The organism is Lysinibacillus sp. RC46, from assembly GCF_041262385.1.
Lineage (GTDB): Bacteria > Bacillota > Bacilli > Bacillales_A > Planococcaceae > Lysinibacillus.
Genome location: NZ_JBGCCF010000027.1, coordinates 23,146 through 44,942 on the forward strand (window position 1 = coordinate 23,146; position 21,797 = coordinate 44,942).

General features: G+C 37.8%; 23 protein-coding genes and 1 riboswitch. Of the genes, 18 read left to right on the plus strand and 5 right to left on the minus strand.

Annotation, left to right across the window (positions count from 1 at the left end; all coding sequences use genetic code 11):
- Positions 1 to 9 precede the first annotated feature (9 nt).
- Entirely contained in the window at positions 10 to 795 is a 786-nt protein-coding gene (locus ABH966_RS20550) for a transporter substrate-binding domain-containing protein (protein ID WP_370081661.1), read from the minus strand.
- A 37-nt stretch (positions 796 to 832) separates the two neighbouring features.
- A complete protein-coding gene (locus ABH966_RS20555; RefSeq protein ID WP_370081663.1) occupies positions 833 to 1,690 on the minus strand; it encodes a MurR/RpiR family transcriptional regulator in 858 nt (285 codons plus the stop codon).
- A 561-nt stretch (positions 1,691 to 2,251) separates the two neighbouring features.
- Between ABH966_RS20555 and ABH966_RS20560 the strand changes: the two genes are divergently transcribed.
- The 4 genes from ABH966_RS20560 (at position 2,252) to ABH966_RS20575 (ending at position 5,588) form a co-directional block, all read left to right on the plus strand.
- Positions 2,252 to 3,367: a M20/M25/M40 family metallo-hydrolase gene (locus ABH966_RS20560; RefSeq protein WP_370081665.1), complete on the plus strand. Its 1,116-nt coding sequence runs from the start codon at positions 2,252 to 2,254 to the stop codon at positions 3,365 to 3,367.
- 25 nt (positions 3,368 to 3,392) lie between these two features.
- Positions 3,393 to 3,881: a chemotaxis protein CheW gene (locus ABH966_RS20565; RefSeq protein ID WP_053483746.1), complete on the plus strand. Its 489-nt coding sequence runs from the start codon at positions 3,393 to 3,395 to the stop codon at positions 3,879 to 3,881.
- Positions 3,882 to 4,147: 266 nt separating this feature from the next.
- The gene (locus tag ABH966_RS20570) at positions 4,148 to 4,354 is read left to right on the plus strand and encodes a DUF6366 family protein (RefSeq protein WP_370081667.1); all 207 of its coding nucleotides are present in this window, start codon (positions 4,148 to 4,150) and stop codon (positions 4,352 to 4,354) included.
- Positions 4,355 to 4,571: 217 nt separating this feature from the next.
- A riboswitch (cyclic di-GMP riboswitch) is annotated at positions 4,572 to 4,660 on the plus strand.
- 43 nt (positions 4,661 to 4,703) lie between these two features.
- Entirely contained in the window at positions 4,704 to 5,588 is an 885-nt protein-coding gene (locus tag ABH966_RS20575; protein ID WP_370081669.1) for an amidase, read from the plus strand.
- Positions 5,589 to 5,632: 44 nt separating this feature from the next.
- On the opposite strand, the gene nspC is transcribed toward ABH966_RS20575, so the two are convergent.
- The 3 genes from nspC to ABH966_RS20590 all read right to left on the minus strand — a co-directional run bounded on the left by nspC (position 5,633) and on the right by ABH966_RS20590 (position 8,485).
- The gene (gene nspC, locus ABH966_RS20580) at positions 5,633 to 6,772 is read right to left on the minus strand and encodes a carboxynorspermidine decarboxylase (RefSeq protein WP_370081671.1); all 1,140 of its coding nucleotides are present in this window, start codon (positions 6,770 to 6,772) and stop codon (positions 5,633 to 5,635) included.
- Positions 6,769 to 7,998, minus strand: coding sequence for a saccharopine dehydrogenase family protein (locus ABH966_RS20585; protein ID WP_370081673.1), 1,230 nt, complete (start codon positions 7,996 to 7,998; stop codon positions 6,769 to 6,771). Before ABH966_RS20585 ends, nspC begins: the two co-directional genes overlap by 4 nt.
- A gap of 280 nt (positions 7,999 to 8,278) precedes the next feature.
- A complete protein-coding gene (locus tag ABH966_RS20590) occupies positions 8,279 to 8,485 on the minus strand; it encodes a hypothetical protein (RefSeq protein WP_370081675.1) in 207 nt (68 codons plus the stop codon).
- Between the two features lie 978 nt (positions 8,486 to 9,463).
- Between ABH966_RS20590 and ABH966_RS20595 the strand changes: the two genes are divergently transcribed.
- From ABH966_RS20595 to ABH966_RS20660, 14 genes are all read left to right on the plus strand, one after another.
- Positions 9,464 to 10,204: a tetratricopeptide repeat protein gene (locus ABH966_RS20595; protein WP_370081677.1), complete on the plus strand. Its 741-nt coding sequence runs from the start codon at positions 9,464 to 9,466 to the stop codon at positions 10,202 to 10,204.
- A gap of 485 nt (positions 10,205 to 10,689) precedes the next feature.
- The gene (locus tag ABH966_RS20600) at positions 10,690 to 11,160 is read left to right on the plus strand and encodes a flavin reductase family protein (protein WP_370081678.1); all 471 of its coding nucleotides are present in this window, start codon (positions 10,690 to 10,692) and stop codon (positions 11,158 to 11,160) included.
- Positions 11,161 to 11,187: 27 nt separating this feature from the next.
- The gene (locus ABH966_RS20605; RefSeq protein ID WP_370081680.1) at positions 11,188 to 12,666 is read left to right on the plus strand and encodes a 4-hydroxyphenylacetate 3-hydroxylase family protein; all 1,479 of its coding nucleotides are present in this window, start codon (positions 11,188 to 11,190) and stop codon (positions 12,664 to 12,666) included.
- Between the two features lie 22 nt (positions 12,667 to 12,688).
- A complete protein-coding gene (locus ABH966_RS20610; RefSeq protein WP_370081682.1) occupies positions 12,689 to 13,444 on the plus strand; it encodes an IclR family transcriptional regulator in 756 nt (251 codons plus the stop codon).
- A 26-nt stretch (positions 13,445 to 13,470) separates the two neighbouring features.
- A complete protein-coding gene (locus ABH966_RS20615; protein ID WP_370081684.1) occupies positions 13,471 to 14,031 on the plus strand; it encodes a 3-hydroxyanthranilate 3,4-dioxygenase in 561 nt (186 codons plus the stop codon).
- Entirely contained in the window at positions 14,016 to 15,047 is a 1,032-nt protein-coding gene (locus ABH966_RS20620; protein ID WP_370081686.1) for an amidohydrolase family protein, read from the plus strand. The genes ABH966_RS20615 and ABH966_RS20620 overlap by 16 nt, the downstream gene beginning before the upstream one ends.
- Complete coding sequence (locus ABH966_RS20625; RefSeq protein WP_370081688.1) at positions 15,022 to 15,483, plus strand: RidA family protein; 462 nt, start codon at positions 15,022 to 15,024, stop codon at positions 15,481 to 15,483. The genes ABH966_RS20620 and ABH966_RS20625 overlap by 26 nt, the downstream gene beginning before the upstream one ends.
- Before the next feature lie 80 nt (positions 15,484 to 15,563).
- Positions 15,564 to 17,030, plus strand: a complete 1,467-nt coding sequence (locus ABH966_RS20630; RefSeq protein WP_370081750.1) for an aldehyde dehydrogenase — start codon at positions 15,564 to 15,566, stop codon at positions 17,028 to 17,030.
- A 14-nt stretch (positions 17,031 to 17,044) separates the two neighbouring features.
- A complete protein-coding gene (locus ABH966_RS20635; protein WP_370081690.1) occupies positions 17,045 to 17,824 on the plus strand; it encodes a 2-keto-4-pentenoate hydratase in 780 nt (259 codons plus the stop codon).
- Between the two features lie 17 nt (positions 17,825 to 17,841).
- On the plus strand, positions 17,842 to 18,732 hold the full coding sequence (locus tag ABH966_RS20640; protein WP_370081692.1) for an acetaldehyde dehydrogenase (acetylating): 891 nt from the start codon (positions 17,842 to 17,844) through the stop codon (positions 18,730 to 18,732).
- A complete protein-coding gene (gene dmpG / locus ABH966_RS20645) occupies positions 18,725 to 19,738 on the plus strand; it encodes a 4-hydroxy-2-oxovalerate aldolase (RefSeq protein ID WP_370081694.1) in 1,014 nt (337 codons plus the stop codon). The genes ABH966_RS20640 and dmpG overlap by 8 nt, the downstream gene beginning before the upstream one ends.
- Positions 19,738 to 20,508 (plus strand): 2-keto-4-pentenoate hydratase, encoded by a 771-nt coding sequence (locus tag ABH966_RS20650; RefSeq protein WP_370081696.1) that lies wholly within the window; start codon positions 19,738 to 19,740, stop codon positions 20,506 to 20,508. The genes dmpG and ABH966_RS20650 overlap by 1 nt, the downstream gene beginning before the upstream one ends.
- Before the next feature lie 12 nt (positions 20,509 to 20,520).
- Positions 20,521 to 20,706 carry a 2-hydroxymuconate tautomerase gene (locus ABH966_RS20655; protein WP_370081698.1) on the plus strand — a complete coding sequence of 62 codons (186 nt, stop codon included), beginning with the start codon at positions 20,521 to 20,523 and terminating at the stop codon, positions 20,704 to 20,706.
- A 43-nt stretch (positions 20,707 to 20,749) separates the two neighbouring features.
- A complete protein-coding gene (locus ABH966_RS20660; protein ID WP_370081700.1) occupies positions 20,750 to 21,796 on the plus strand; it encodes a TRAP transporter substrate-binding protein in 1,047 nt (348 codons plus the stop codon).
- Position 21,797: the final 1 nt, after the last annotated feature.

Genomic DNA, 21,797 nt, shown 5'->3' on the forward strand with positions numbered 1-21,797 from the left:
TTCCTTGAATTATTCAAACCATTTCTTTGTAAGTTCGTCGTACGTACCGTTATCTTTTAACGTTTGTAATGCTTCGTTTACAGCCTCACGGAATGCTGTATTGTCCTTGCGAATACCGAAACCGTAGAACTCTTCTGTAAGTGTATTTTCTAACACTTTCATTTTGCCGTGTTCTTTAATGTAAACTTTAGCTGCGGGTAAGCCTGTAACAACTGCATCTACTTTGTTTGACTCTAACTCTAAAAACATTTCAGTATTTTTCTCTACTTTTACTAAGTGAATGTCTGGGTAGTTTTTTTCTAAAAATTCAGTAGATTTAGTGCCGATTTGTACAGCAACCTCTTTACCGATTAAATTATCAATGCTTTGAATTTCTTTGTTGTCTTCCTGCACCATAATTGATAGGCCACCAGGGAAGTAAGTATCAGAAAAATCAATTGTTTTTTTACGTTCATCTGTAATGTACATGGCAGAAGCAATCATATCGAACTTTTTCGCTTGTAAGCCTGGAATTAAACCTTTAAATTCTGTATCAATAAACTCTACTTTGTCTGCGCCCAATTCTTTAGCGATAGCTTCAACTAATTCAATATCATAGCCTTTGAATTCGCCACCTGATTTATATTCGAAGGGTTTAAATGTTGCATCCGTACCTACTTTTAATACTTTAGTTTCTTTAATGCTCTTTAATACTTTATCTTCTGTAGCGCCTCCAGAATCATTTCCTCCACATGCTGCTAGCACTAGCGTTAACGCTGCAATGATAAATACTAAACTTTTACGTAGTTTAAACATGTTAACTTCTCCTTTCTTTTAGTCGGAATCGGGTAAGTTACTCAGAAATAAAAAATCCTAATTCCTTATATAAGTTTTCATTGTTTGCTTTTCTATGTTTGAATTGTTCTAGATTATTTGATGTGATTTTGTCCAACAAAATATTTAATAAACAAAATGCAGCTGAAAGTGAATCGTACGTGTCTGTGTACGTAACAGGTGCAACAAGGTGCACATCGCAAATTTTTGATGTTCGTAAAGCATAGCTATCTGCAAAAGTAATATAAGAGATTTCATGATGCTTAATAAATTGTAATAAATCAACTACATCTTTTGAATAGCGCGGATAGGCAAATAACATGACCATTGTATTTTCTTTGTCAATGGTCAAAAGCCGTTCATACAGTTCCATATTCACATTTGTATGCAAGTAAACTTCAGCATGAATTTTTCTAAAATAAAAATAGAAATAATTAGCGATCGTTACGGCTGTTCTTGTGCCGAAAATATGAATCGTTCTTGCCGTATACAATTGTTGTGCTACGGCAGTTGTACTAGATTCTGAATAGTATTTACTTAAGTTTTTAAGGCTTTCATATTCGCGGTCGATGATACTTTGAGCTGCTTTATCGAATTGGCTATCTTGTTGTTCACTAAATACATTGGGTAATTCTTGCAAGTCTTTCAGTAACTCAGAAAAGGAGTTGTAGTTTAATAACTTAGCAAAACGAATAACAGCTGGTTGACTCACGCCTACATTTTTAGCAATTTTTGATGAAGTCATAAAAATTACCTCTTGTAAATGATTGTTGACATAACGAGCTATCTTAACATTATTGGCGGATGCTTGCGTGCTAAATTGAACCTCATTCAGCTGTTGATATAAATTAAGAATTCGTTCTACTTTGGATATCATGCTATGACCATCTCCTCCTTAAACGATTAATTTTGTATAGAAAAATTCATCTTTCATATGTCGTTGAATATTTTTATTCGACAATATATTTCAGAATATACCATAATGTTCTGTAATACGATAGTAATTTTCAGAAAATTTAGTTTTATTTTTCTTTTCGTTTAATAGTTTAATAACTCTAGAAAAAGTATGTTTATACTGTTTGAACGTATGATATGTAACGGTTTAATAGATTTCCTCTCAGTGTTAATTGGACCTCAAGTTAATCGTTTATTATAAAAAAATTCATTGATTTTGTTGTCGATTTAATGGGCTAATCGACATTAAATAATTGGATATAATTGGGATAAAACATAACAGATCCCATTTTAAAAGAACTAATTATAGCAATTATCAGGAGTTTTACCCGTCTATAATTTGTAAATTTTATTGAAAAGGATAATTGCAACCATCGATTTAAAAACAATGTAATCGTTTTATTTTCCCAAACGCAGCAGTATGCTAAAATATAGAAGATAACTATGACGTGGAAAAACACGTAAACTAAGGGAGTCCTACAACATGACAAGTCGTTTAGTAGAAGAGTTTTTTGAGCTCGTACAAATCGATTCAGAAACAAAACATGAAGAAGTGATTGCGCCGATTTTAATCGACAAATTAACAACGCTTGGTTTTACAGTAGAACAAGATGATGCACATACTCGTAACGGGCATGGAGCAGGTAATATACTTGCTACGCTAAAGGGTTCATTAGATATCGACCCAATTTATTTTACTTCTCATATGGATACAGTTGTCCCGGGGAAAGGTATTAAACCTTCTCTTCGTGAAGACGGCTATATCGTTTCAGATGGTACAACAATTTTAGGTGCTGATGACAAAGCTGGTATCGCCACATTATTTGAAATGGCTAAACGCTTAAAAGAGCAAAATATTGAACATGGTGATATTGAATTTATTATTACAGCTGGCGAGGAAAGTGGGCTTGTTGGTGCTAAAGAGTTAGATCCTTCTAAAATTAAAGCGAAATACGGCTTTGCTGTAGACAGTGATGGCAAAGTAGGAGGAATTGTAACAGCAGCTCCATTCCAAGCGAAAATTTCCGTTAAAATAATTGGGAAAACAGCACACGCTGGTGTTGCTCCAGAAAAAGGAATTTCAGCGATAACAGTTGCTTCCAAATGTATTGCACAAATGAAGCTAGGTCGATTAGATGAAGAAACAACAGCAAATATTGGTCGCTTTGAGGGTGGTCAGGCAACAAATATTGTGTGTGACGAAGTAACAATTCTTGCAGAGGCTCGTTCGATCGACAAAGCGAAGCTAGATGCCCAAACGAAGCATATGCAGGAGACGTTTGAGCAAGTTGCAGCTTCATTAGGTGCAAAAGCTGAAGTTGAAGTGAAGCTAATGTATCCTGGATTCCGTGTAACAGAATCAGATAAAGTTGTTCAAGTGGCAATGGCGGCTGTACACAACATCGATCGTACGCCAAAGCTTGGTATTTCAGGCGGAGGTTCCGATGCTAATGTTATTGCGGGCTTTGGCATCCCTACAGTAAATCTTTCTGTTGGGTACGAGGACATTCATACAACAAATGAAAAAATCCCAGTCGAAGAATTAGAAAAATTAGCGGATTTACTTGTTGAAATCGTCAAAGAGTCTGCGAAAAAATAACCACAAAAATCGAGGATGTGAACGAATGGAAAGTGTAAAGGCAGTAGTTTTTGCTTGTGGTACAGAGGAATATGCAGTGCCTGTGGAACAAGCGATTTCGATTGAAAAGTTAGAGCAAGTAACACCGATTCCTCACTTACCTAATTATCTTCTAGGCTTCACAAGAATTCGTGGCGAGCTAGTCCCTGTGCTTGATTTTGAGCGTATTCTATATAATCGTTCTTCTAATGCTGCAACAGCACGGATTATAGTGTTGAACACGGATGTTGTGAATTATGGATTACTTGTAACAGAAGCTCGTGAAATTCTTGATTTTGATGAGTCAGTATTAAAGCAGATGGGACTTGTCAATTATTCAAAAACACGCTACTTTACAGCTGTGGCTAATCTTGAAAATCGTATGATCACATACGTTGACCCGAAGATACTTGTGAATTCATTAGAAGGTATACGTGAAATAATAAATTATTTACACAAAATGCTTGAAAATGAAAAAGAAAACGTAGAGGCATAAGTTTTTGTAGGATTAAATAATTCAATACAACACTTCATGTTGATGTTTTAGACAGAATTACAAATATGTGATTCTGTCTTTCTTTTTAAGTGGCTTCCAAAAGGGAAACTGAATACTCTATGTCGAATATTAAGCTTATCACCAAAACGTGTCGTTGATTTCCATTCCGACAGGTCACTTTCCTTGGGACGTCCGATGAGCTGCATGACAAAGCATAATTATGCATATATCTTTTAATAATTCGTTTTTGAGGAGGTATTTATCATATGGATTCAAAGAAAACGGAAACACCTGAAGAAAAAAGAGAGCATTTAAAACAAAGTGAATTAAAAAACAATCCTACTGGTTCTTTAAACGATGGGATAAATAGGGGAACTAGCGGAAATTTAAATGGTATGGGTTGGAAAGAGACGGTCGTATTAGTTTTAGTGTTATTGATAGGCTACATTATATACAAATTGTTTTTCAGTTAAAGATATCGAAAGGAATCGATATCTAATTTTGCATTTCATCATTCTCAATTGCTACTTCATCATCTTGTTCACCTTCATTATTACTGCTACGTTTTTATACTAATATAGTACAAATAACCTGTGTTCTTATTATCTTATTAGAAAGTTATCAATAAAGTTATGCGTTTTACCTACAGACATATTCGTACTAACATCGTATTATGTTAGGTAAGAAAAATACTGTAAAAGGCAAACTTCACCGAAAGGGAAGGACGCAAAGCCATGAGTCTAAACACTATTGTAGTGCATGATTGTCAGGTTGCCAGGTTCTGTTCTATGAGCCTCGGTAAATAGAATGGAGATGTAATATATGGTAAGTCGTTCACTAAAAGCAATCATTGCTTTTATAGTAACAATTGTAAGTACGCTAGGATTAACAATGGGGAAGGTAGACGCAATGGCCATGCAAGATAAGGCTACTTGGTTATGGGATACGACAAAGATTGTCGAAGATGAATCAGGGGTACTCTCATTTTTAGAAAGCAAAGATATTAATAAATTATATTTACAAATTAATAGTGATATAGCAAGTAACTATTACAAAAGTTTTATTGATAAAGCAATGGCAAAAGGTATAAAAGTATATGCGTTGGATGGTTCTGCAAGCTGGGTTTCAAAGGAGGGCTATAAAATGCAGGATCAGCTGTTTGATTGGTTACGTACATATAATGAAAATGCAGCAGCAACAGAGCAATTTTCTGGAGTTCATCTCGACGTAGAGCCGTATTTAAATAGTGGTTGGAGCTCGAACCAAGTAAAAACGATTGAATCCTATCAAGTGCTTCTTACTAGAGCGAAAGGGGATACTGATCGATTACATTTGCCATTGGAAGTGGATATGCCATTTTGGTTTGACGAAATTACATACAAAAACCAATTTGGACAAGGGTTACTAGCTGATTGGGTGATTGACCAAGTGGAAAGTGTTTCGATAATGGCTTATCGAGATGCTGCTAAAGACATTATAAATATTGTTGAACATGAAATAAACTATGCAAAAAAAGTAAAAAAATCAATTATTATTAGTGTGGAAACAGGTGCCTCTGATGAAGGGAAAAATATTACCTTCTATGATGATGGAGAAGCCTATATGAATAAACAGTTAGCACAAGTCCATCGACATTATGCTAATAAAAAAGGTTATAATGGTTTTGCCATTCATCATGTTGATAGTTGGATGAATATGCAGCCATAAAAAAATCCTCTCCATCTATAAGTTGGAGAGGATTTTCTTTGGCCTTATGAAAGTCGGCCGCTATAGTCTTCAAATTTAAATTCACGAATGACTTTAATGCCTTCTTCATCGTTATAAGAAACGATTGATGGAAGATTTACACCATTAAACATATGATTTTTCACCATTGAGTAATGCGCCATATCTGTAAATACTAAACGATCGCCTGGTTGTAAAGGTTGTTCGAATGAATAATCACCAATTACATCACCAGCAAGACATGTAAGCCCGCCTAGGCGATATGTGTAAGCTAGTTCATTTGGTTGACCAGAACCGATGATCATTGGGCGGTACGGCATTTCTAGAACATCTGGCATATGGCAAGTTGCCGATGTATCTAAAATTGCTAGGTCCATACCGTTTTTCTGTACATCAAGAACCGTTGCTACTAAATAGCCTGTATTAAGTGCAACAGCTTCACCGGGCTCTAAATAGACGAGAAGGTTATACTTGTCTTGAATGTAATTAATGATATTCACAAGCTTTTCTACATCATAATCATCACGTGTAATATGGTGACCTCCACCAAAGTTTAACCATTTCATTTGATGTAAAACATCACCAAATTTTTCTTCGACAACTTGTATAATGCGCTCTAACGTATCTGAGTTTTGCTCACACATTGCATGGAAGTGTAAGCCGTCAATACCGTCAAGCTGTGACTTGTCGAAGTTGGCTAATGTTGTGCCAAGACGAGAATTCGTGTAGCAAGGATCGTAAAGTGCTGTTTCAATTTCAGAGTACTCAGGATTGATACGAATACCACATTCAATTGTTTTACCAGCAGACTTTACTTTGTCCTTAAATTGATTCCATTGGTTAAATGAATTAAACACAATATGATCAACATAGCCAAGAAGCTCGTCCATTTCATGTTCCACGTAAGCTGGTGCATAGACATGAACTTCTTTGCCCATTTTTTCATAGCCGAGTTGAGCTTCAAATAATGAGCTAGACGTAATTCCTGCTAAATATTCACCCACTAATGGGAATGTGGAATGCATTGAAAACCCTTTTAAGGCAAGTAAAACACGGCAACCTGTGCGATCTTGAATCGATTTTAAAAGTTCTAGATTTTTTGTTAATAATCGTTCATCCACTACGTAAGAAGGGGATGGAACTTTTGAGAAATCAATTGGCTTCATCGACTTAATTCCTTTACATCTAACTCAAGGTCAAGTAATTCTGGATTATGGCTTTCTTGCCATGGTAGACCCCATTTATTTAGTGCATCCATGAATGGATCTGGATTGAAATCTTCGACATTCCAAACGCCAGGTTTACGCCATTGACCGTTCATCACTAGCATTGCACCAATCATTGCTGGGACACCAGTTGTGTAGGAAATTGCCTGTGAACCAACCTCGTTATAGCATTCCTCGTGGTCACATACATTGTAGACATAATAAGTTTTTTCCTTACCATCTTTTAGACCGCGAATAATACAACCGATGTTAGTTTTTCCTTTTGTACGTGGTCCAAGTGATGCTGGATCAGGCAGTACAGCTTTTAGGAAGTGAATTGGTTGAATCATTTGTCCTTCAAATTCAATAGGCTCGATAGAAGTCATACCAACATTCTCTAATACTTTTAAATGTGTTAAGTATTTTTCAGAGAATGTCATCCAGAAACGGATTTGCTTTAAGCCTTTAATGTTTTTAGCAAGTGATTCTAGTTCTTCATGGTATAAAAGGTAAATATCTTTTGGTCCGATTTCTGGTAAGTTATAAACCTCTTTTTTCTCAAGTGGTGCAGTTTCAATCCACTCGCCTGCTTTCCAGTAACGACCATTCGCTGTAATTTCACGAATGTTGATTTCTGGGTTGAAGTTTGTAGCGAAATGGTAACCGTGATCACCGGCATTTGCATCCACAATATCTATGTAGTGGATTTCATCAAATTCATGTTTTTGTGCATGAGCTGTGAAAACGCCCGTTACACCTGGATCAAAACCGCTACCAAGTAAAGCAGTTAGACCAGCTTTTTCGAACTTCTCTTTATAAGCCCATTGCCATTTATATTCAAATTTTGCCGTTTCAGGTGGCTCGTAGTTTGCAGTATCCACATAGTGTACACCTGTCGCTAAGCAAGCATCCATAATCGTTAAGTCTTGATAAGGTAGTGCTACATTAATAACAACTTCTGGTCCGAAGGCTTTAATAAGCTCAATAACCTCTTCCGTATTGTCTGCGTCTACCTGTGCGGTATGAATCTTTGTTTTTCCGCCATCTAGTTTTTCTTTTAGAGCGTCACATTTTGAAACAGTTCTACTTGCGATACAAATTTCCTCAAATACGTCCGAATTTTGAACACACTTGTGTACCACAACACTGGCTACTCCGCCAGCTCCTATAATCAATGCTTTACCCAATTGTCTACCCCCAAATTCAAATTAGTATTGTCAAACAAGCTGATTATACAGAAAATTGAATTACTACTCAATCATTCTTTTTAAATTTTCTACAAAATTTTTTATTTTTCAACAATAATTCGGCGTATACAGAGGGGAATGCCACGAAAAAAGAAGCATTTCGTGAAAAGAAATTCCCTCAACTACTGATGTAGAAAAGGGGGAAATCGCTTTTTTGTTCAATGGCAGTGTTCGAAAAAATCTGGGATGACTTCAAAACTATAGTTTGAAACCACCCAAGTTATTTAGAAAAACGATTCGATATTTGTTGTTTTTCATCCCCCCATAAATAAAAAAAGATCAGAAGTAATGTGCTTAAAAATCCCATCACAAGGGCATATGTGCTGAGGGCCACATCTACTTGACTTTGCATAGCGTAAATGAAAATCGCTCCTAGTGTTAACAAATTTCCAATAATAAGCGATACAAAATGAATTCGTCTATTCATAGCACAAGCCCTCCTATATCTAATTTACTTGTTCTCAAAAAGTGAAAATACACTTCAATTATCTCACAATTCAGAACTTTATCCAATGTTTTTTTATCTGGGGATTATCGTAACAGATGTATGTGTTAGCGGAGGAAGGCACGAGTTAGCGGCGAAAAGCCACGAGTTAGCGGCGGAAAGGCATGAGTTAGCGGCGAAAAGCCACGAGTTAGCGGCGGAAAGGCATGAGTTAGCGGCGGAAGGCACGAGTTAGCGGAGGAAGGCACGAGTTAGCGGCGGAAAGACACGAGTTAGCGGCGGAAGGGCACATGTTAGCGGCGGAAAGGCACGAGTTAGCGGCGGAAAGACACGAGTTAGCGGCGGAAGGGCACATGTTAGCGGCGGAAAGGCATGAGTTAGCGGCGGAAGGGCACGAGTTAGCGGCGGAAAGGCACGAGTTAGCGGAGGAAGGCACGAGTTAGCGGCGGAAAGACACGAGTTAGCGGCGGAAGGGCACATGTTAGCGGCGGAAAGGCATGAGTTAGCGGCGGAAAAGCCTGAGTTAGCGGCGGAAGGCACATGTTAGCGGAGGAAAGCCATGAGTTAGCGGCGGAAAGCCCAGTTAGCTTCGAAAAGCCATGAGTTAGCGGCGGAAAAGCACGACCAAGCGGCAGAAACCTACGACCAAGCGGCAGAAACCTATGACCAAGCGGCGAAAAGTCTCCATCAAGCGGCAAAATGCACGATTAAGCGGCGAAACCCCGTGCCGAGCAACGCGAGTGAAGCGGCTCATCGGACGCCCTCGAGAAAACGCCCAATCGAAACGGAAATCAACACTCGCTATGTGATGAACCATATTGTTATCAGATTTTTAATGTGGTCATTCAGCTCTGAATTAAAAGAATTGTAGAAAAATTATTTCTATTTAGTTTGTTTTAGATTTAAAGATGGTAAAATACCTATAATACTTTTCTTTTGGTGAAGGTGAGGATTTTAATAGTGATTAAACAGTTTGATGAGCAAGTACAACAGATAAATGAATTATTTTTAAATGGTCATGTGAAAGAAAGCTATCAATTAGCCAAAGCACTGTTAGCTAATAGTGCGTTTACAGAACATGAATCTTTTCCAACAATTCAACAACACGTCGCATTGTTGGAAGCGAACGGTTATGCAAATATGCCTATTCCTTCTGCTGAAAAAGGGAAGCAAAGTGTTGAACGAACAGATGGCTCCTATCCAGAGCGTGATGTACTCGCTGCATATCTAGGAAGTGAGGATGATCAGCAATTCGGTAAAGTAGTAGATGAATTATTAGCTGGATCGGTCGAGGCGCAAGCGAATGCTTACTATACTATGGCTGAATATTTTGCTCTTGCTAAGGAGCATGATAAAGCACTTGTGCAATATGCGGAAGCGATAAAACTACAGCCAAATAAAGCTCTTTACTGGGGAGCATTCGCACAGTTTTTGAGTCGAAATGAAGGCAGTCCGTATTTGGCATTACGTCTTATTGAAGAGGCTATTCAGTTAGATGGCATGAACCCTCGCTGGTACTACATTCAAGGAAATATTTTTTTACAGCTAGTCGCAGCTACAAAAAATTTAAGCTATTTACCTGCTCTAGAAGAAGCATGGGAGGAGGCTAAAAAGCGTTGCTCTGCCAAGCAAGTAGCATTAAAAGTGGACATTGCGAAATCCAATGACGTGCTAGCGCAATGGAAAAAGCAAATGTTCTAAAAGAAAACATACTAACATTAGTAGTACAAACTAAGACAATGGTTTGTGCTACTTTTTTTATTGTAGAAAGTGAAGAAAGGTCGATCAGTTTTTGTGGACAAGTATGAGTCCATATTAAAAACCGACCAACTTCGCACCCTTATTTTAAATAATAAAAACTAAATGGATGAAGCCATCTCTATAGGAGTTCTTCCCTTTTTGCTCATAAACGTAGAAGTGAATAGACTGAATTTTCGCGAAAATAAAAATGATAATAAAGTTTCAGATAAATAGATTTAAAGCAGAAAAATATCATATAAATCAGCGGATTATCAAATCGTAGATGGTCATTATTTTATCTGAATAGAAAAATACTGATTTTTGCAGAAAAAATAAGTTTAAAGCAGAATATAATTTTGTTCGATTTCACTATTTGAAATATAATGCATTTCAAAGAGAAGAGAAGTTGTTATGATTCTAATAATAAATAAAAGGAGGTGCTGTAAATGGAAACAAAATTACTTAGACAAACATTTGGGAAATTTCCTACAGGTGTGACGGTGGTTACTTGGTTTGATAGCGCGGGTATTAATGGAATCACAGTGAACTCATTTACTTCCGTTTCGTTAGAGCCAGCTCTAGCACTAGTATCTATCGATAAAAAAGCAAATTCTTTATCTCAAATGAAAAACAAAGCTTTTACAATTAATATTTTAGCAGATCAACAGGAGTCCATTGCATGGCAATTTGCAGGACGGAAGCAAGAAGGACTTGAAATTACATGGATTAAAGACGGTATAGCTCCGAAAATTGAAGGTGTGTCTGCTTTTATCGAATGTAAACCATGGAAAGAAGTAGATGCAGGAGATCATGTGTTATTTATAGGAGAAATAATAAATTTTGGACGCACCGAAAGGGAAGCGCTTACATTCTTTGAAGGCAAGATGGGCTCGACAAAACAGCTAATACAACAATAAATATTTCGGAGAGGGGGATTTTCAGTTATGGGAATCAGAACAGGACAACAATATATAGATGCATTAAAGTCAAGAAAACCGGAAGTATGGCTAAATGGCAGTTTAATAGAGAGTGTTTACGATGAACCCTATTTTCATCAACCAATCCAAGAAATTGCAAAGTTATTTGATTTACAACATGATCCAAAATACCAAGAAGATTTAACGCATGTTTGTGAAGAAACAGGTGAACGTGTAGCAACTTCATTCCTATTTGCTAAATCTTATGAAGACATCATGAAACGTAGTAAAGCTTTTGAAGTTGTAGCTCGACAAACATATGGCTTGATGGGCAGAACACCAGATTTTTTAAATACAGTGGTGACTTCATTAGCACAAAATTCTTGGTTCTTAGCGAAATACAACCAAGATTGGGCTAAAAATATTGAAGCTTATTATCGCCATTTACGTGATAATGATGTGTTCTTAACTCATGCAATTGTGAACCCGCAAAATGATCGAAGTAAATCATCGCATCAGCAGTCAGATATGTTTACACATTTAGGTGCAGTAGAAGAACGTCCTGAGGGATTAGTCGTCCGCGGAGCAAAAATGCTAGCAACATTAGCAGCACTTACGGATGAAGTGATTGTCTATTCATTCCCTGGATTTGCACAAGGAGATGAGCGATATGCATTGGCTTTTGCCGTACCAATTGATGTGAAAGGATTAAAAATTATTTGTCGTGAACCAGTTCAAGATGGTACACGTTCAACATTCGATCATCCGCTGGCTTCTCGCTATGAGGAAATGGATGCTCTACTCATTTTTGAAGATGTATTAGTACCATGGGATCGTGTATTTTTATACAACAACGTTGAAGCTGCGAACTTGCTGTATCCAATGACAGGTATTGCAGAACAGCCAGCACATCAGTCAGGTGTTAGAGGATACATCAAACTTGCATTTGCTGTAGAGGTGGCTTGCAAGGTTGCTGATTCGATTGGTGTAGATCAATTTTTAAATGTGCAACGTGACCTCGGTGAATTAGTGCAATCTGTAGAAGTCATCCGTGCATTGCTTCGAACAGCAGAGCATGAATTTACAATTACAGAGCACGGTGAAGCTCGATTAAATCCAGATGCCTTAGAAACAATTCGCGGCATGATGCCTGAAATGTATCCGAGAGCAATTGAAGTAATGCAAACAATTGGTGCAGGCGGTTTACTTATGATGCCAACTGAAGCAGATTTCCTAAATCCAGAACTCCGTCCAAGCATCGATCGCCATTATGGTGGACGAGAAGGTGTAGATGCAGAACTAAGAATGAAAATCTTTAAGCTAGCTTGGGATCTATGTGGTGAAGGGTTTGGTATGAGAGCACTTCAATATGAACGCTATTATACAGGGGATCCTGTTAGGAAACGTGCTATTTACTACAATAAATTTAAGAAACAGTATTCTTTTGATTTAGTTGATTCAATTCTTGCTAAGAAAGAAGAAGTAAGAGAGAAACAAATAATTTAAATTGAACTTGGAGGTGAAGGATTTGATTTCATCAGTAAAAAAAATCACACGCATTATCGATTTATTTTCGGATGGCGAACCATCTTTGAGTAATAAAGAAATTGCAGATAAGTTAAATTTACCTCCGAGTTCAGTCCATCATTTCTTAAAAACAATGTGTAAAGAAAGTATCCTCTTGCAAGGCAGTGATAAGCGTTACCGATTGGGCTGGAAAATTCTTGAGTGGAGTAACAAAGTTATGTATTCCCAAGATATTAATTTTGAAGCAGGACCCATTATAAGTAATTTGATTGCGCGTTTTAAAGGTACTTCTCATATTGGGATGTTTGATAATGGGGAAGTTCGATTTGTCTACAAGGCCATGTCTCCACATGTGGATGTAGTACCAACGTTTGTCGGGATGACTCGTTATCCTGCTTATTCAACAAGCATCGGAAAAGTATTGTTAACGTATAATCCGGCATTTATGATACCGATGATGGAAAAAGGAATGTTTAAACAAACGACCAATACCATTACTTCTGTGGATGACTTGAAAAAGGAGCTTGAAGTGGTATATAAAAACGGCTATGCCATTAGCGATTTAGAAAATGAATCGAATACTTATGGAATTGCAGCACCTATTAAAACCTATAATGGACAGGTTGTGGCGGCTCTTAACTTAGTAGGTGAAAAAAGTTATATGAACGGTAAGGAGAAACATGCGATTGTTCGTGAAGTAATTCGTTCAGCAGAAATGATTTCGAGACAAATAGGCTATATGACAATTAATTATTAAATCTAAAAAACAGGAGGAATTCAAATATGTCAAATTCAACGCAAGTAAGCAAATTACAAGCTCGTTCTCAAAACCTTTTAAAAATCATTGAGGAGAACAAGAATTTACTAAAACCGCCAGTGAATAATAAAGTACTATGGGAAGACTCTGAGTTTTTAATTATGTTAATTGGTGGTCCAAATGCTCGTCGTGAATTCCATGTTGACCCATCAGATGAACTATTCTATCAAATTAAGGGTTCTTGTTTTGTAGAGGTTATTAATGATGAAGGTAAACGTGAAGTAATTGAAGTGAAGGAAGGCGAAATGTTCATGCTACCGGCAAACGTTCCTCATTCACCGCACCGTATAGCAGACACATATGGAATTGTCGTGGAGAGAAAGCGCAAAGAGGGCGAGTTAGAAGATTTAGTATGGCTATGCAGTGAATGTGACCATGAATTGCATCGTGTACGCATTCAAGTAACAAACATTGGTAAACAAATTGCAGAAGGTATTGATCACTTCAACTCTTCTAAAGAATTACGCCAATGTGATAATTGTGGACATGTAATGCCTGAGACGGTGAGTGAATGGCAATGCGAATAGATTTCCATACACATATTTATCCAAAAGATTTACCGAATTTTGCTATTAAGTATGAAAATGAAAAGTGGCCTGTCCTAGAGCAAAAATGTTCTTGTGGAGCGGATATTATGGTAAGTGGTAAAGTGTTTAGGGAAGTGACCGATCAAGTCTGGGATGCGAAAAAACGCATTGAGGATATGGATAATGAGGGTGTGGATATGCAGGTTATTTCACCTGTACCTGTAACATTTTCTTATTGGGCTCCTATTGAACAAGCAGTAGAGCTTGCACAATTCCAAAATGATTTTATTGCAGAGGTTGTTAAAGAACATCCAGATCGATTCATCGGCCTAGGAACTGTACCGTTGCAAGATGCAAAAGCGGCAATTGTTGAGTTAATACGGTGCAAGGAAATGGGGCTAGCTGGAATTGAGATCGGTACCAATATAAATAGAGAAAATTTAGACAGCGAGTATTTACTTCCATTTTTTGAAGCGGCAGAACAATATGAAATGCCACTATTTATTCACCCTTGGGAAACCTTAGCTCAAGATAGAACACCAAGACATAATTTTTTATATACAATCGGCATGCCAAGTGAGACAGCTTTAGCAGCAGCAAGCTTAGTGTGGAGTGGCGTAATGGAAAAGTGTCCGAATTTAAAGGTTTGTTTTGCACATGGTGGCGGATCATTCCCTTACATTCTTCCACGTCTAGATCAAGGTTGGGATGTTTGGCCAAATCTTAGACGTACAAAGTATCCTCCAAGCCACTATACGAAAAACTTTTACTTTGATTCATTAGTATATGAATCACAAAATCTACATTATTTAATTGAACGTTTTGGCCATGAGAAAATTATTATGGGATCAGACTATCCATTTTTACTGAGAGAAATTAACCCTGGGAAAATTATAGATGAGACCTTGGACTTGTCAGAAGAAGTACGTAAAGCAATTTTAGGCGAAAATGCTATGACATTTTTAAATGTAGAAAGGAGCAAGGTTTTAAATGGTAAATCAAGTGAAAACACCTGAAGAACGATTACAAGAACTTGGAATAGAGCTTGCTGAGCCTAGGGAAGCAGTTGGAAATTATGTTAGTTGCGTACGAACAGGTAATTTAATTTTTACATCGGGGCAAGGTGTCGATCAGTATCATGGCAAATTAGGTGAAGATTTAACAGTAGAGGATGGCTATGCAGCTTGTCGCCAATCAATGATTAACCTTTTATCTGTATTGAAATATGAATTAGGTGATTTATCGAAAGTGAAGCGTATTGTAAAAATTTTAGGGATGGTCAATTCTACACCTGATTTTATACAACAACCAAAAGTTATGAATGGTGCATCAGATTTACTAGTGGATGTTTTTGGAGAGCGAGGTAAGCATGCTCGTTCGGCAGTTGGAATGGCCCAACTCCCTAATAATACAGCAATTGAAATAGAAATGGTTGTTGAATTTTCAGAATAATCAAAAAAGTGACTTCAGGAAATAAGGTAAGAGACTCTTTTCCTTAAAGTCGCTTCATAATTGAGGGAGTGAGAAAAGTGATGCAACATGCAACGATTAAAACGAAAAGTATCAATTGCCGTAATTTCATAAACGGCGAATTCATTGAGACTACAGATGGGAAAGTATTTGAAAATATAAATCCTGCGACAGAAGAAGTCATTGGATGGGTAGCAGAAGCGACTAGAGAAGAGGTTGACGTAGCGGTACAGTCTGCAAAAGCTGCTTTGAAAGGAACATGGGGAAGATTCACTGTCAAAGAGCGTTCTCAACTTTTACGACGTATTGGCGACCTCATATTAGAAAATGTTGAAGAACTCGCTGCTTTAGAGGCAACCGATACAGGCAAGCCGTATCATTTAGCTTTAGAAATGGATATTAAACGTGCGGCACATAATTTCCACTTCTTTGCGGATTATGTTACTTCACTTGGGAATGAATCTTACAACCAAGACAATATGGCACTACATTATTCAGTGACACGACCAGTAGGTGTTGTGGCCATGATTAATCCTTGGAATCTACCATTACTACTTTTAACTTGGAAATTAGCCCCTTGTCTAGCGGCAGGTAGTACTGCTGTCATGAAACCGGCGGAGCTTACACCAATGACAGCTACTCGCTTGGTTGAATTGTGTCAAGAAGCGGGGGTACCAGACGGTGTTGTAAATTTAGTTCACGGTTTTGGTGGAAATTCAGCAGGTGCATTTCTATCGGAACACCCTGATGTAGATGCTATTACATTTACGGGGGAAACCAAAACAGGTACCACTATTATGAAGGCTGCCGCTCCTACATTGAAAAAAGTCTCATTTGAATTAGGCGGCAAAAATCCTAATATTATTTTTAAAGATTCGGACCTAGATGAAGTTCTTACGACAACGCTAAAATCGAGCTTTATGAACCAAGGGCAAGTGTGTCTCTGTGGTTCTCGTATATATGTAGAACGTGATATTTATGAAGAATTTGTTGAGAAATTTGTAGCGCGCACAAAAGAATTAAAGATAGGGGATCCATTTGATGCAACGACAGATATCGGCTCTGTTGTAGGGAAAGACCATTACGAAAAAGTAATGGGTTACATTCAAACTGCGAGAGAAGAAGGTGGCAATATTCTTACAGGCGGTGGTCGCCCAGCTAATATAGATAAAGGCTATTATATTGAGCCGACAATTATTACAGGATTAACGGATCAAGATCGTTGTGTACGCGAAGAAATTTTTGGCCCGGTTGTTACAGTATTGCCTTTTGATACAGAAGACGAAGTGATTGCACGTGCAAATGATACAAATTACGGCTTAGGCGCAACTATTTGGACAAATGATTTAAGACGTGCACATCGTGTTGCAGGTCAAATTGAGTCAGGAATCGTTTGGGTAAATACATGGTATTTAAGAGATCTTCGGACACCATTTGGTGGTATGAAGCACAGCGGAATCGGGCGTGAAGGTGGCGCACATAGCTTTGAATTCTACTGCGAGGTCTCAAACGTAACAATTAAATTATAACATGGGGTGATAGCATGGTAGTGAATCTAATTGAATGGTCTAACAAATTACTAGAAGCGGAAAGAACACGCATTGGAATTGCGCCAATTACTCAATCAATTAAAGATATTTCATTGAAAGATGCTTACTCCATTCAACTTGAAATCATTAATGAGAAGTTACTGAACGGCCATAAAATTACAGGTAAAAAAATTGGTTTGACATCATTAGCAATGCAACATCTATTAAACGTAGATGAACCGGATTATGGGCATCTTTTATCGAATATGGAAATTACAGAAGGAAAAACCGAACGAACTGGTTATTTAAAGCCAAAAGTGGAAGGTGAAATTGCGTTTGTATTCAAGTCTCCATTAAAAGGACCTAATGTGACTGTTGAGGAGGTACTAGAAGCAACAGATTATATTGTAGCTAGTCTTGAAATCGTGGATAGTCGCATTGCCAATTGGCAAATAAAATTGCTAGATACAATCGCAGATAATGCTTCCTCTGCAAAATATGTACTAGGTCAAGTGAAACGCGAGGTCTTCAATGTTGACTTACCAGCAATCGAAATGCAGCTTTATAAAAATGGAGAGTTTATGAATGAAGGTAAGGGAGAAGATGTTTTAGGTAATCCGGCAAGCTGTGTTGCATGGCTTGTGAACCGTCTAGCAGATTTCAACATTGGTATTGAAGCAGGAGAAGTTATATTATCCGGCGCTTTATCGGCAGCATTGGATGCTGAACAGGGTGATAAGTTTACAGCAGACTTTGGTGAACTATTAGGTACAGTCGAGCTAGAGTTTGTGTAAAGGGAGGCAAAGCTACCATGACAAAAATTAAAGTGGGCATTATTGGATCAGGAAATATTGGTACGGATTTAATGGTGAAAATTCAACGATCTCCGTACATAGAAATGTCAGTACTTATTGGTATTGATCCTGAATCAGATGGTTTAAGACTTGCACAAGAGGCGGGTTTTCAGACGATTTCCAATGGTATTGAAGGATTTCTAGAACAACCACATTTGGCTGATATTTTATTTGATGCAACATCAGCAAAAGCACATATTGCACATGTGGAAGCTTTACAAGGTTTAAACAAAAGATTAATAGATTTAACCCCAGCGGCTGTAGGTCCATTTGTTGTACCGACAGTGAATTTGACAGAGCATATTGAAAAGCCTGTTGTAAACATGATTACGTGTGGGGGTCAGGCGACGATACCAATCGTCAATGCTATTAGCCGTGTACAAAGCGTTGCTTACGCTGAAATCGTTGCAACGATTGCTTCAAAAAGTGCAGGTCCAGGAACACGAGCTAATATCGATGAATTTACAGAAACAACATCAAATGCAATCGAGCTGATTGGCGGAGCAAAAAAAGGTAAGGCAATTATTATTTTAAACCCAGCAGAGCCACCTTTACTCATGCGTGATACGGTATTATGTCTACTTGAAGATGAAGCTAATGCTGAAGAAATTATAGAATCCGTAAAAAATATGGTCGCAAATGTAAATGAATATGTACCAGGCTATCGTTTGAAGCTAGATCCAATTGTAGATGGAAAGAAAGTTACGGTATTTATTGAAGTAGAAGGATTGGGAGATTATTTACCGATCTACGCTGGAAATTTAGATATTATGACGGCTGCTGGGTTGAAAGTGGCTGAAGAAATTGCAAAAACAATGCACTTAAGGGAGGTGGAAGTGTATGAGTAAGATCTATTTAACAGAAGTTGCACTTCGTGATGGTAGTCATGTAGTTGCCCATCAATTTTCTTCTGAGCAAGTTCGTTATGTAACGAAGCAATTAAGTGATGCAGGTGTACCGTATATCGAAGTCACGCATGGAGATGGTTTAGGAGGCTCGTCACTTCAATATGGGTTTTCTAAAGAGCACGATATTCAGTTAATAAGAGCGGCAGTAGAAGTTGCTGGAGATTCTAAAATAACAGTTTTACTTATCCCTGGAATTGGCACGATACATCAATTGAAAGAGGCTTATGAAGCTGGTGCTCGAGTTGTTCGTGTCGCAACACATGTAACTGAGGCGGATGTATCAAAGCAACATATTGAAACAGCGAAAGCACTAGGTATGGAGGCATTTGGTTTTTTAATGATGTCACATTCTGCATCACCTGAAAAAGTATTAGAGCAGGCATTGTTAATGGAATCATATGGAGCTGATGCTGTGTATGTCACGGACTCAGCGGGAGCTATGCTACCTTCAGATGTACAGGATCGTATTCGTCTATTGCGTACTAATTTAAACATTGAGATTGGTTTTCATGCGCATAATAATTTGTCTCTAGCTGTTGCCAATACACTTGTAGCGATTCAAGAAGGTGCTACGCGTATCGATGGTAGTATCTGTTGTTTAGGTGCAGGTGCAGGCAATACACAAACCGAGGTATTGGTCGCTGTATTAAATCGCATGGGTATTGAAATAGGCATAGATTTATACAAAATGCTCGATTTGGCTGAATATGTTCGTGCCAATATTTTGCCACATCCTCAAGATATTACGACAGGTAGTTTAGTAATGGGCTATGCTGGCGTATATTCGAGCTTTTTACTTCACGCAAATATAGCCGCTGAAAAAGTGGGCGTCGATGCTAGAGATATTTTAGTAGAGTTAGGCAAATTAAATGTTGTAGGTGGACAAGAAGATACAATCATTGAAGTAGCACAGAAAATCGCACAACAGAAAGTGGGGAGCGTATAGTGTCTTTATTTGAATATGCAGAGCGAGTAGCGGAAGCACAAGCAACAACAGAGGCAATTGAAAAGATTACCGAATCAAAACCAAATCTTACAGTAGAAGAAGCATATGAAATTCAGAAAATTAGTATGGAAAAAACGATGACAGCTGACAATCGGTTTATCGGTTGGAAAATGGGCCTAACGAGCATTGCTAAACAGCAACAAGTGGAGGTGAATTCTCCAATTTATGGGCGTTTAACTTCAAAAATGAATCTTAGGGCAAATGAGATTACAGCTTCTGAATATATCCATCCACGTGTTGAAGCAGAGGTGGCCTTTGTTTTTAAAAAAGAGCTACAAGGTGCGGATTTAACACCTTTAGAGGTTTGGGATGCGATTGAAAATGTATTTCTAGCACTTGAAGTAATTGATAGCCGCTATAAGAACTTTTCATTTACATTACCTGATGTAATAGCTGATAATGCTTCTTCATCAAAAATATGGTTGAGTGCGCAAGCGTTTTCACCATATGCATGTGATTGGGCTTCTACAGAAGTTATTTTGAAACAAAATGGAGAAGAAAAATTACATGGTACAGGAGCAGCGGTGCTAGGTCATCCAATTTATTCAGTCATCGAATTATTAACGATGTTAGCAAAAGAAGGTAGGGGGATTTTACCTGGTCAACTAGTTTTAACAGGTGGCATAACTGATGCAATTCCAGTAAAAGCCGGTGATGAAGTAGAAGCAGACTATGGGACACTCGGCAAACTAACATTAGTTGTGAAGTAGCGAGGACTAAGTATGCCAATTGTTCAAATTCAGTTGTTAGAAGGACGGTCTGTGGAGCAAAAGAAAGAAATTATTCAGGGAGTAACAGCTGCCATTGTTCAAACGGCACAAGTTCCAAAGGATAGTGTACGCGTTATTTTAATAGAAGTATCACCCATTCATTGGGGAACAGGTGGAAAGACGAAGGCGGAGCAATAACAAATGCAACATAATAAATCAAAAATAGAGGGGATATTTTATTATGAAAAAACCGCTAAAGTTTACGCTAGTTAGTTGTTTACTAGCACTTTTATTTGTATTGGCAGCTTGTAGTAACTCGAACGCAACAAAGGAAACAGACAACAAATCAGCTGAATCAACAAATAGTTCGGGTAGAGATATTCCGGAGATGAAATTTAAGCTTGCACATATTACATCAACAGATCATATGTGGCATAAAGCAGCTGAAAAATTTAATGAAGAATTAAAGGCACGTTCAGATGGCAAGATGGAACTTGAAATTTACCCTGCGAGTCAATTAGGTACTGAAGCAGATATGGTACAACAAGTAGAAGCAGGCTCAATAGACTTTGCTTTTATTACAGCCGCGTATTTAAGTGCACGTACACCTGAGATGTCCGCGTGGTTCGCACCGTACACTTTTAAAAATTTACAAGAAGCATCTGATGCAAGTCATACGGATATTGCACGTGAAATTTTAGGGAAAATAGAAGGAACTGGCTTAAAAGGGTTAGATTACTTATTCGCTGGTCAACGTACGATGGTATTCAAATCAAAAGAAGTTAAAAAAGCTTCTGATTTAGAAGGTTTAAAAATGCGTGTAACACCAAGTCCGCCGCTTCAAATATTCTATAAAGAAGCGGGAGCTGCGCCAGAAGGTTTACCATTACCAGAAGTATATTCAGCTTTACAGACAGGCGTTATTGACGGAATGGATATGGACTTAGATGCGACAATCACAAATAAATACTCTGAAGTAGCCAAGTATGTAGCTGTTACAAACCACATGGTATGGCCATCAATTGTCGTCACAAATGAGAGGATGCTTGATGGATTATCTGAAGAGGCTCAAAAAATTATTAACGATTCCTTACAAGCAGCAATAGCTTATGCAGTAGAAACTCGCTCTGGACAAGAAGAAGAATTCAAAAAGGAACTTGCCAGTCAAGGAATGACTGTTTATGAGTTAGGTGCAGATGTATTTAAAGAGCAAATCGAAGCTTTCGATGCCGAGTACAGTGCGAAATCAGATTTGATTAAACAGTTTATCAAAGAATTCCGTAAGTAAA

Bases quoted from the DNA above. Each gene is read 5' to 3' on its own strand.
- ABH966_RS20550 (WP_370081661.1), bottom strand. From the start codon at position 795: ATGTTTAAACTACGTAAAAGTTTAGTATTTATCATTGCAGCGTTAACG.
- ABH966_RS20555 (WP_370081663.1), bottom strand. From the start codon at position 1,690: ATGATATCCAAAGTAGAACGAATTCTTAATTTATATCAACAGCTGAAT.
- ABH966_RS20560 (WP_370081665.1), top strand. From the start codon at position 2,252: ATGACAAGTCGTTTAGTAGAAGAGTTTTTTGAGCTCGTACAAATCGAT.
- ABH966_RS20565 (WP_053483746.1), top strand. From the start codon at position 3,393: ATGGAAAGTGTAAAGGCAGTAGTTTTTGCTTGTGGTACAGAGGAATAT.
- ABH966_RS20570 (WP_370081667.1), top strand. From the start codon at position 4,148: ATGGATTCAAAGAAAACGGAAACACCTGAAGAAAAAAGAGAGCATTTA.
- ABH966_RS20575 (WP_370081669.1), top strand. From the start codon at position 4,704: ATGGTAAGTCGTTCACTAAAAGCAATCATTGCTTTTATAGTAACAATT.
- nspC (WP_370081671.1), bottom strand. From the start codon at position 6,772: ATGAAGCCAATTGATTTCTCAAAAGTTCCATCCCCTTCTTACGTAGTG.
- ABH966_RS20590 (WP_370081675.1), bottom strand. From the start codon at position 8,485: ATGAATAGACGAATTCATTTTGTATCGCTTATTATTGGAAATTTGTTA.
- ABH966_RS20600 (WP_370081678.1), top strand. From the start codon at position 10,690: ATGGAAACAAAATTACTTAGACAAACATTTGGGAAATTTCCTACAGGT.
- ABH966_RS20605 (WP_370081680.1), top strand. From the start codon at position 11,188: ATGGGAATCAGAACAGGACAACAATATATAGATGCATTAAAGTCAAGA.
- ABH966_RS20615 (WP_370081684.1), top strand. From the start codon at position 13,471: ATGTCAAATTCAACGCAAGTAAGCAAATTACAAGCTCGTTCTCAAAAC.
- ABH966_RS20620 (WP_370081686.1), top strand. From the start codon at position 14,016: ATGGCAATGCGAATAGATTTCCATACACATATTTATCCAAAAGATTTA.
- ABH966_RS20625 (WP_370081688.1), top strand. From the start codon at position 15,022: ATGGTAAATCAAGTGAAAACACCTGAAGAACGATTACAAGAACTTGGA.
- ABH966_RS20630 (WP_370081750.1), top strand. From the start codon at position 15,564: ATGCAACATGCAACGATTAAAACGAAAAGTATCAATTGCCGTAATTTC.
- ABH966_RS20635 (WP_370081690.1), top strand. From the start codon at position 17,045: ATGGTAGTGAATCTAATTGAATGGTCTAACAAATTACTAGAAGCGGAA.
- ABH966_RS20640 (WP_370081692.1), top strand. From the start codon at position 17,842: ATGACAAAAATTAAAGTGGGCATTATTGGATCAGGAAATATTGGTACG.
- dmpG (WP_370081694.1), top strand. From the start codon at position 18,725: ATGAGTAAGATCTATTTAACAGAAGTTGCACTTCGTGATGGTAGTCAT.
- ABH966_RS20655 (WP_370081698.1), top strand. From the start codon at position 20,521: ATGCCAATTGTTCAAATTCAGTTGTTAGAAGGACGGTCTGTGGAGCAA.
- ABH966_RS20660 (WP_370081700.1), top strand. From the start codon at position 20,750: ATGAAAAAACCGCTAAAGTTTACGCTAGTTAGTTGTTTACTAGCACTT.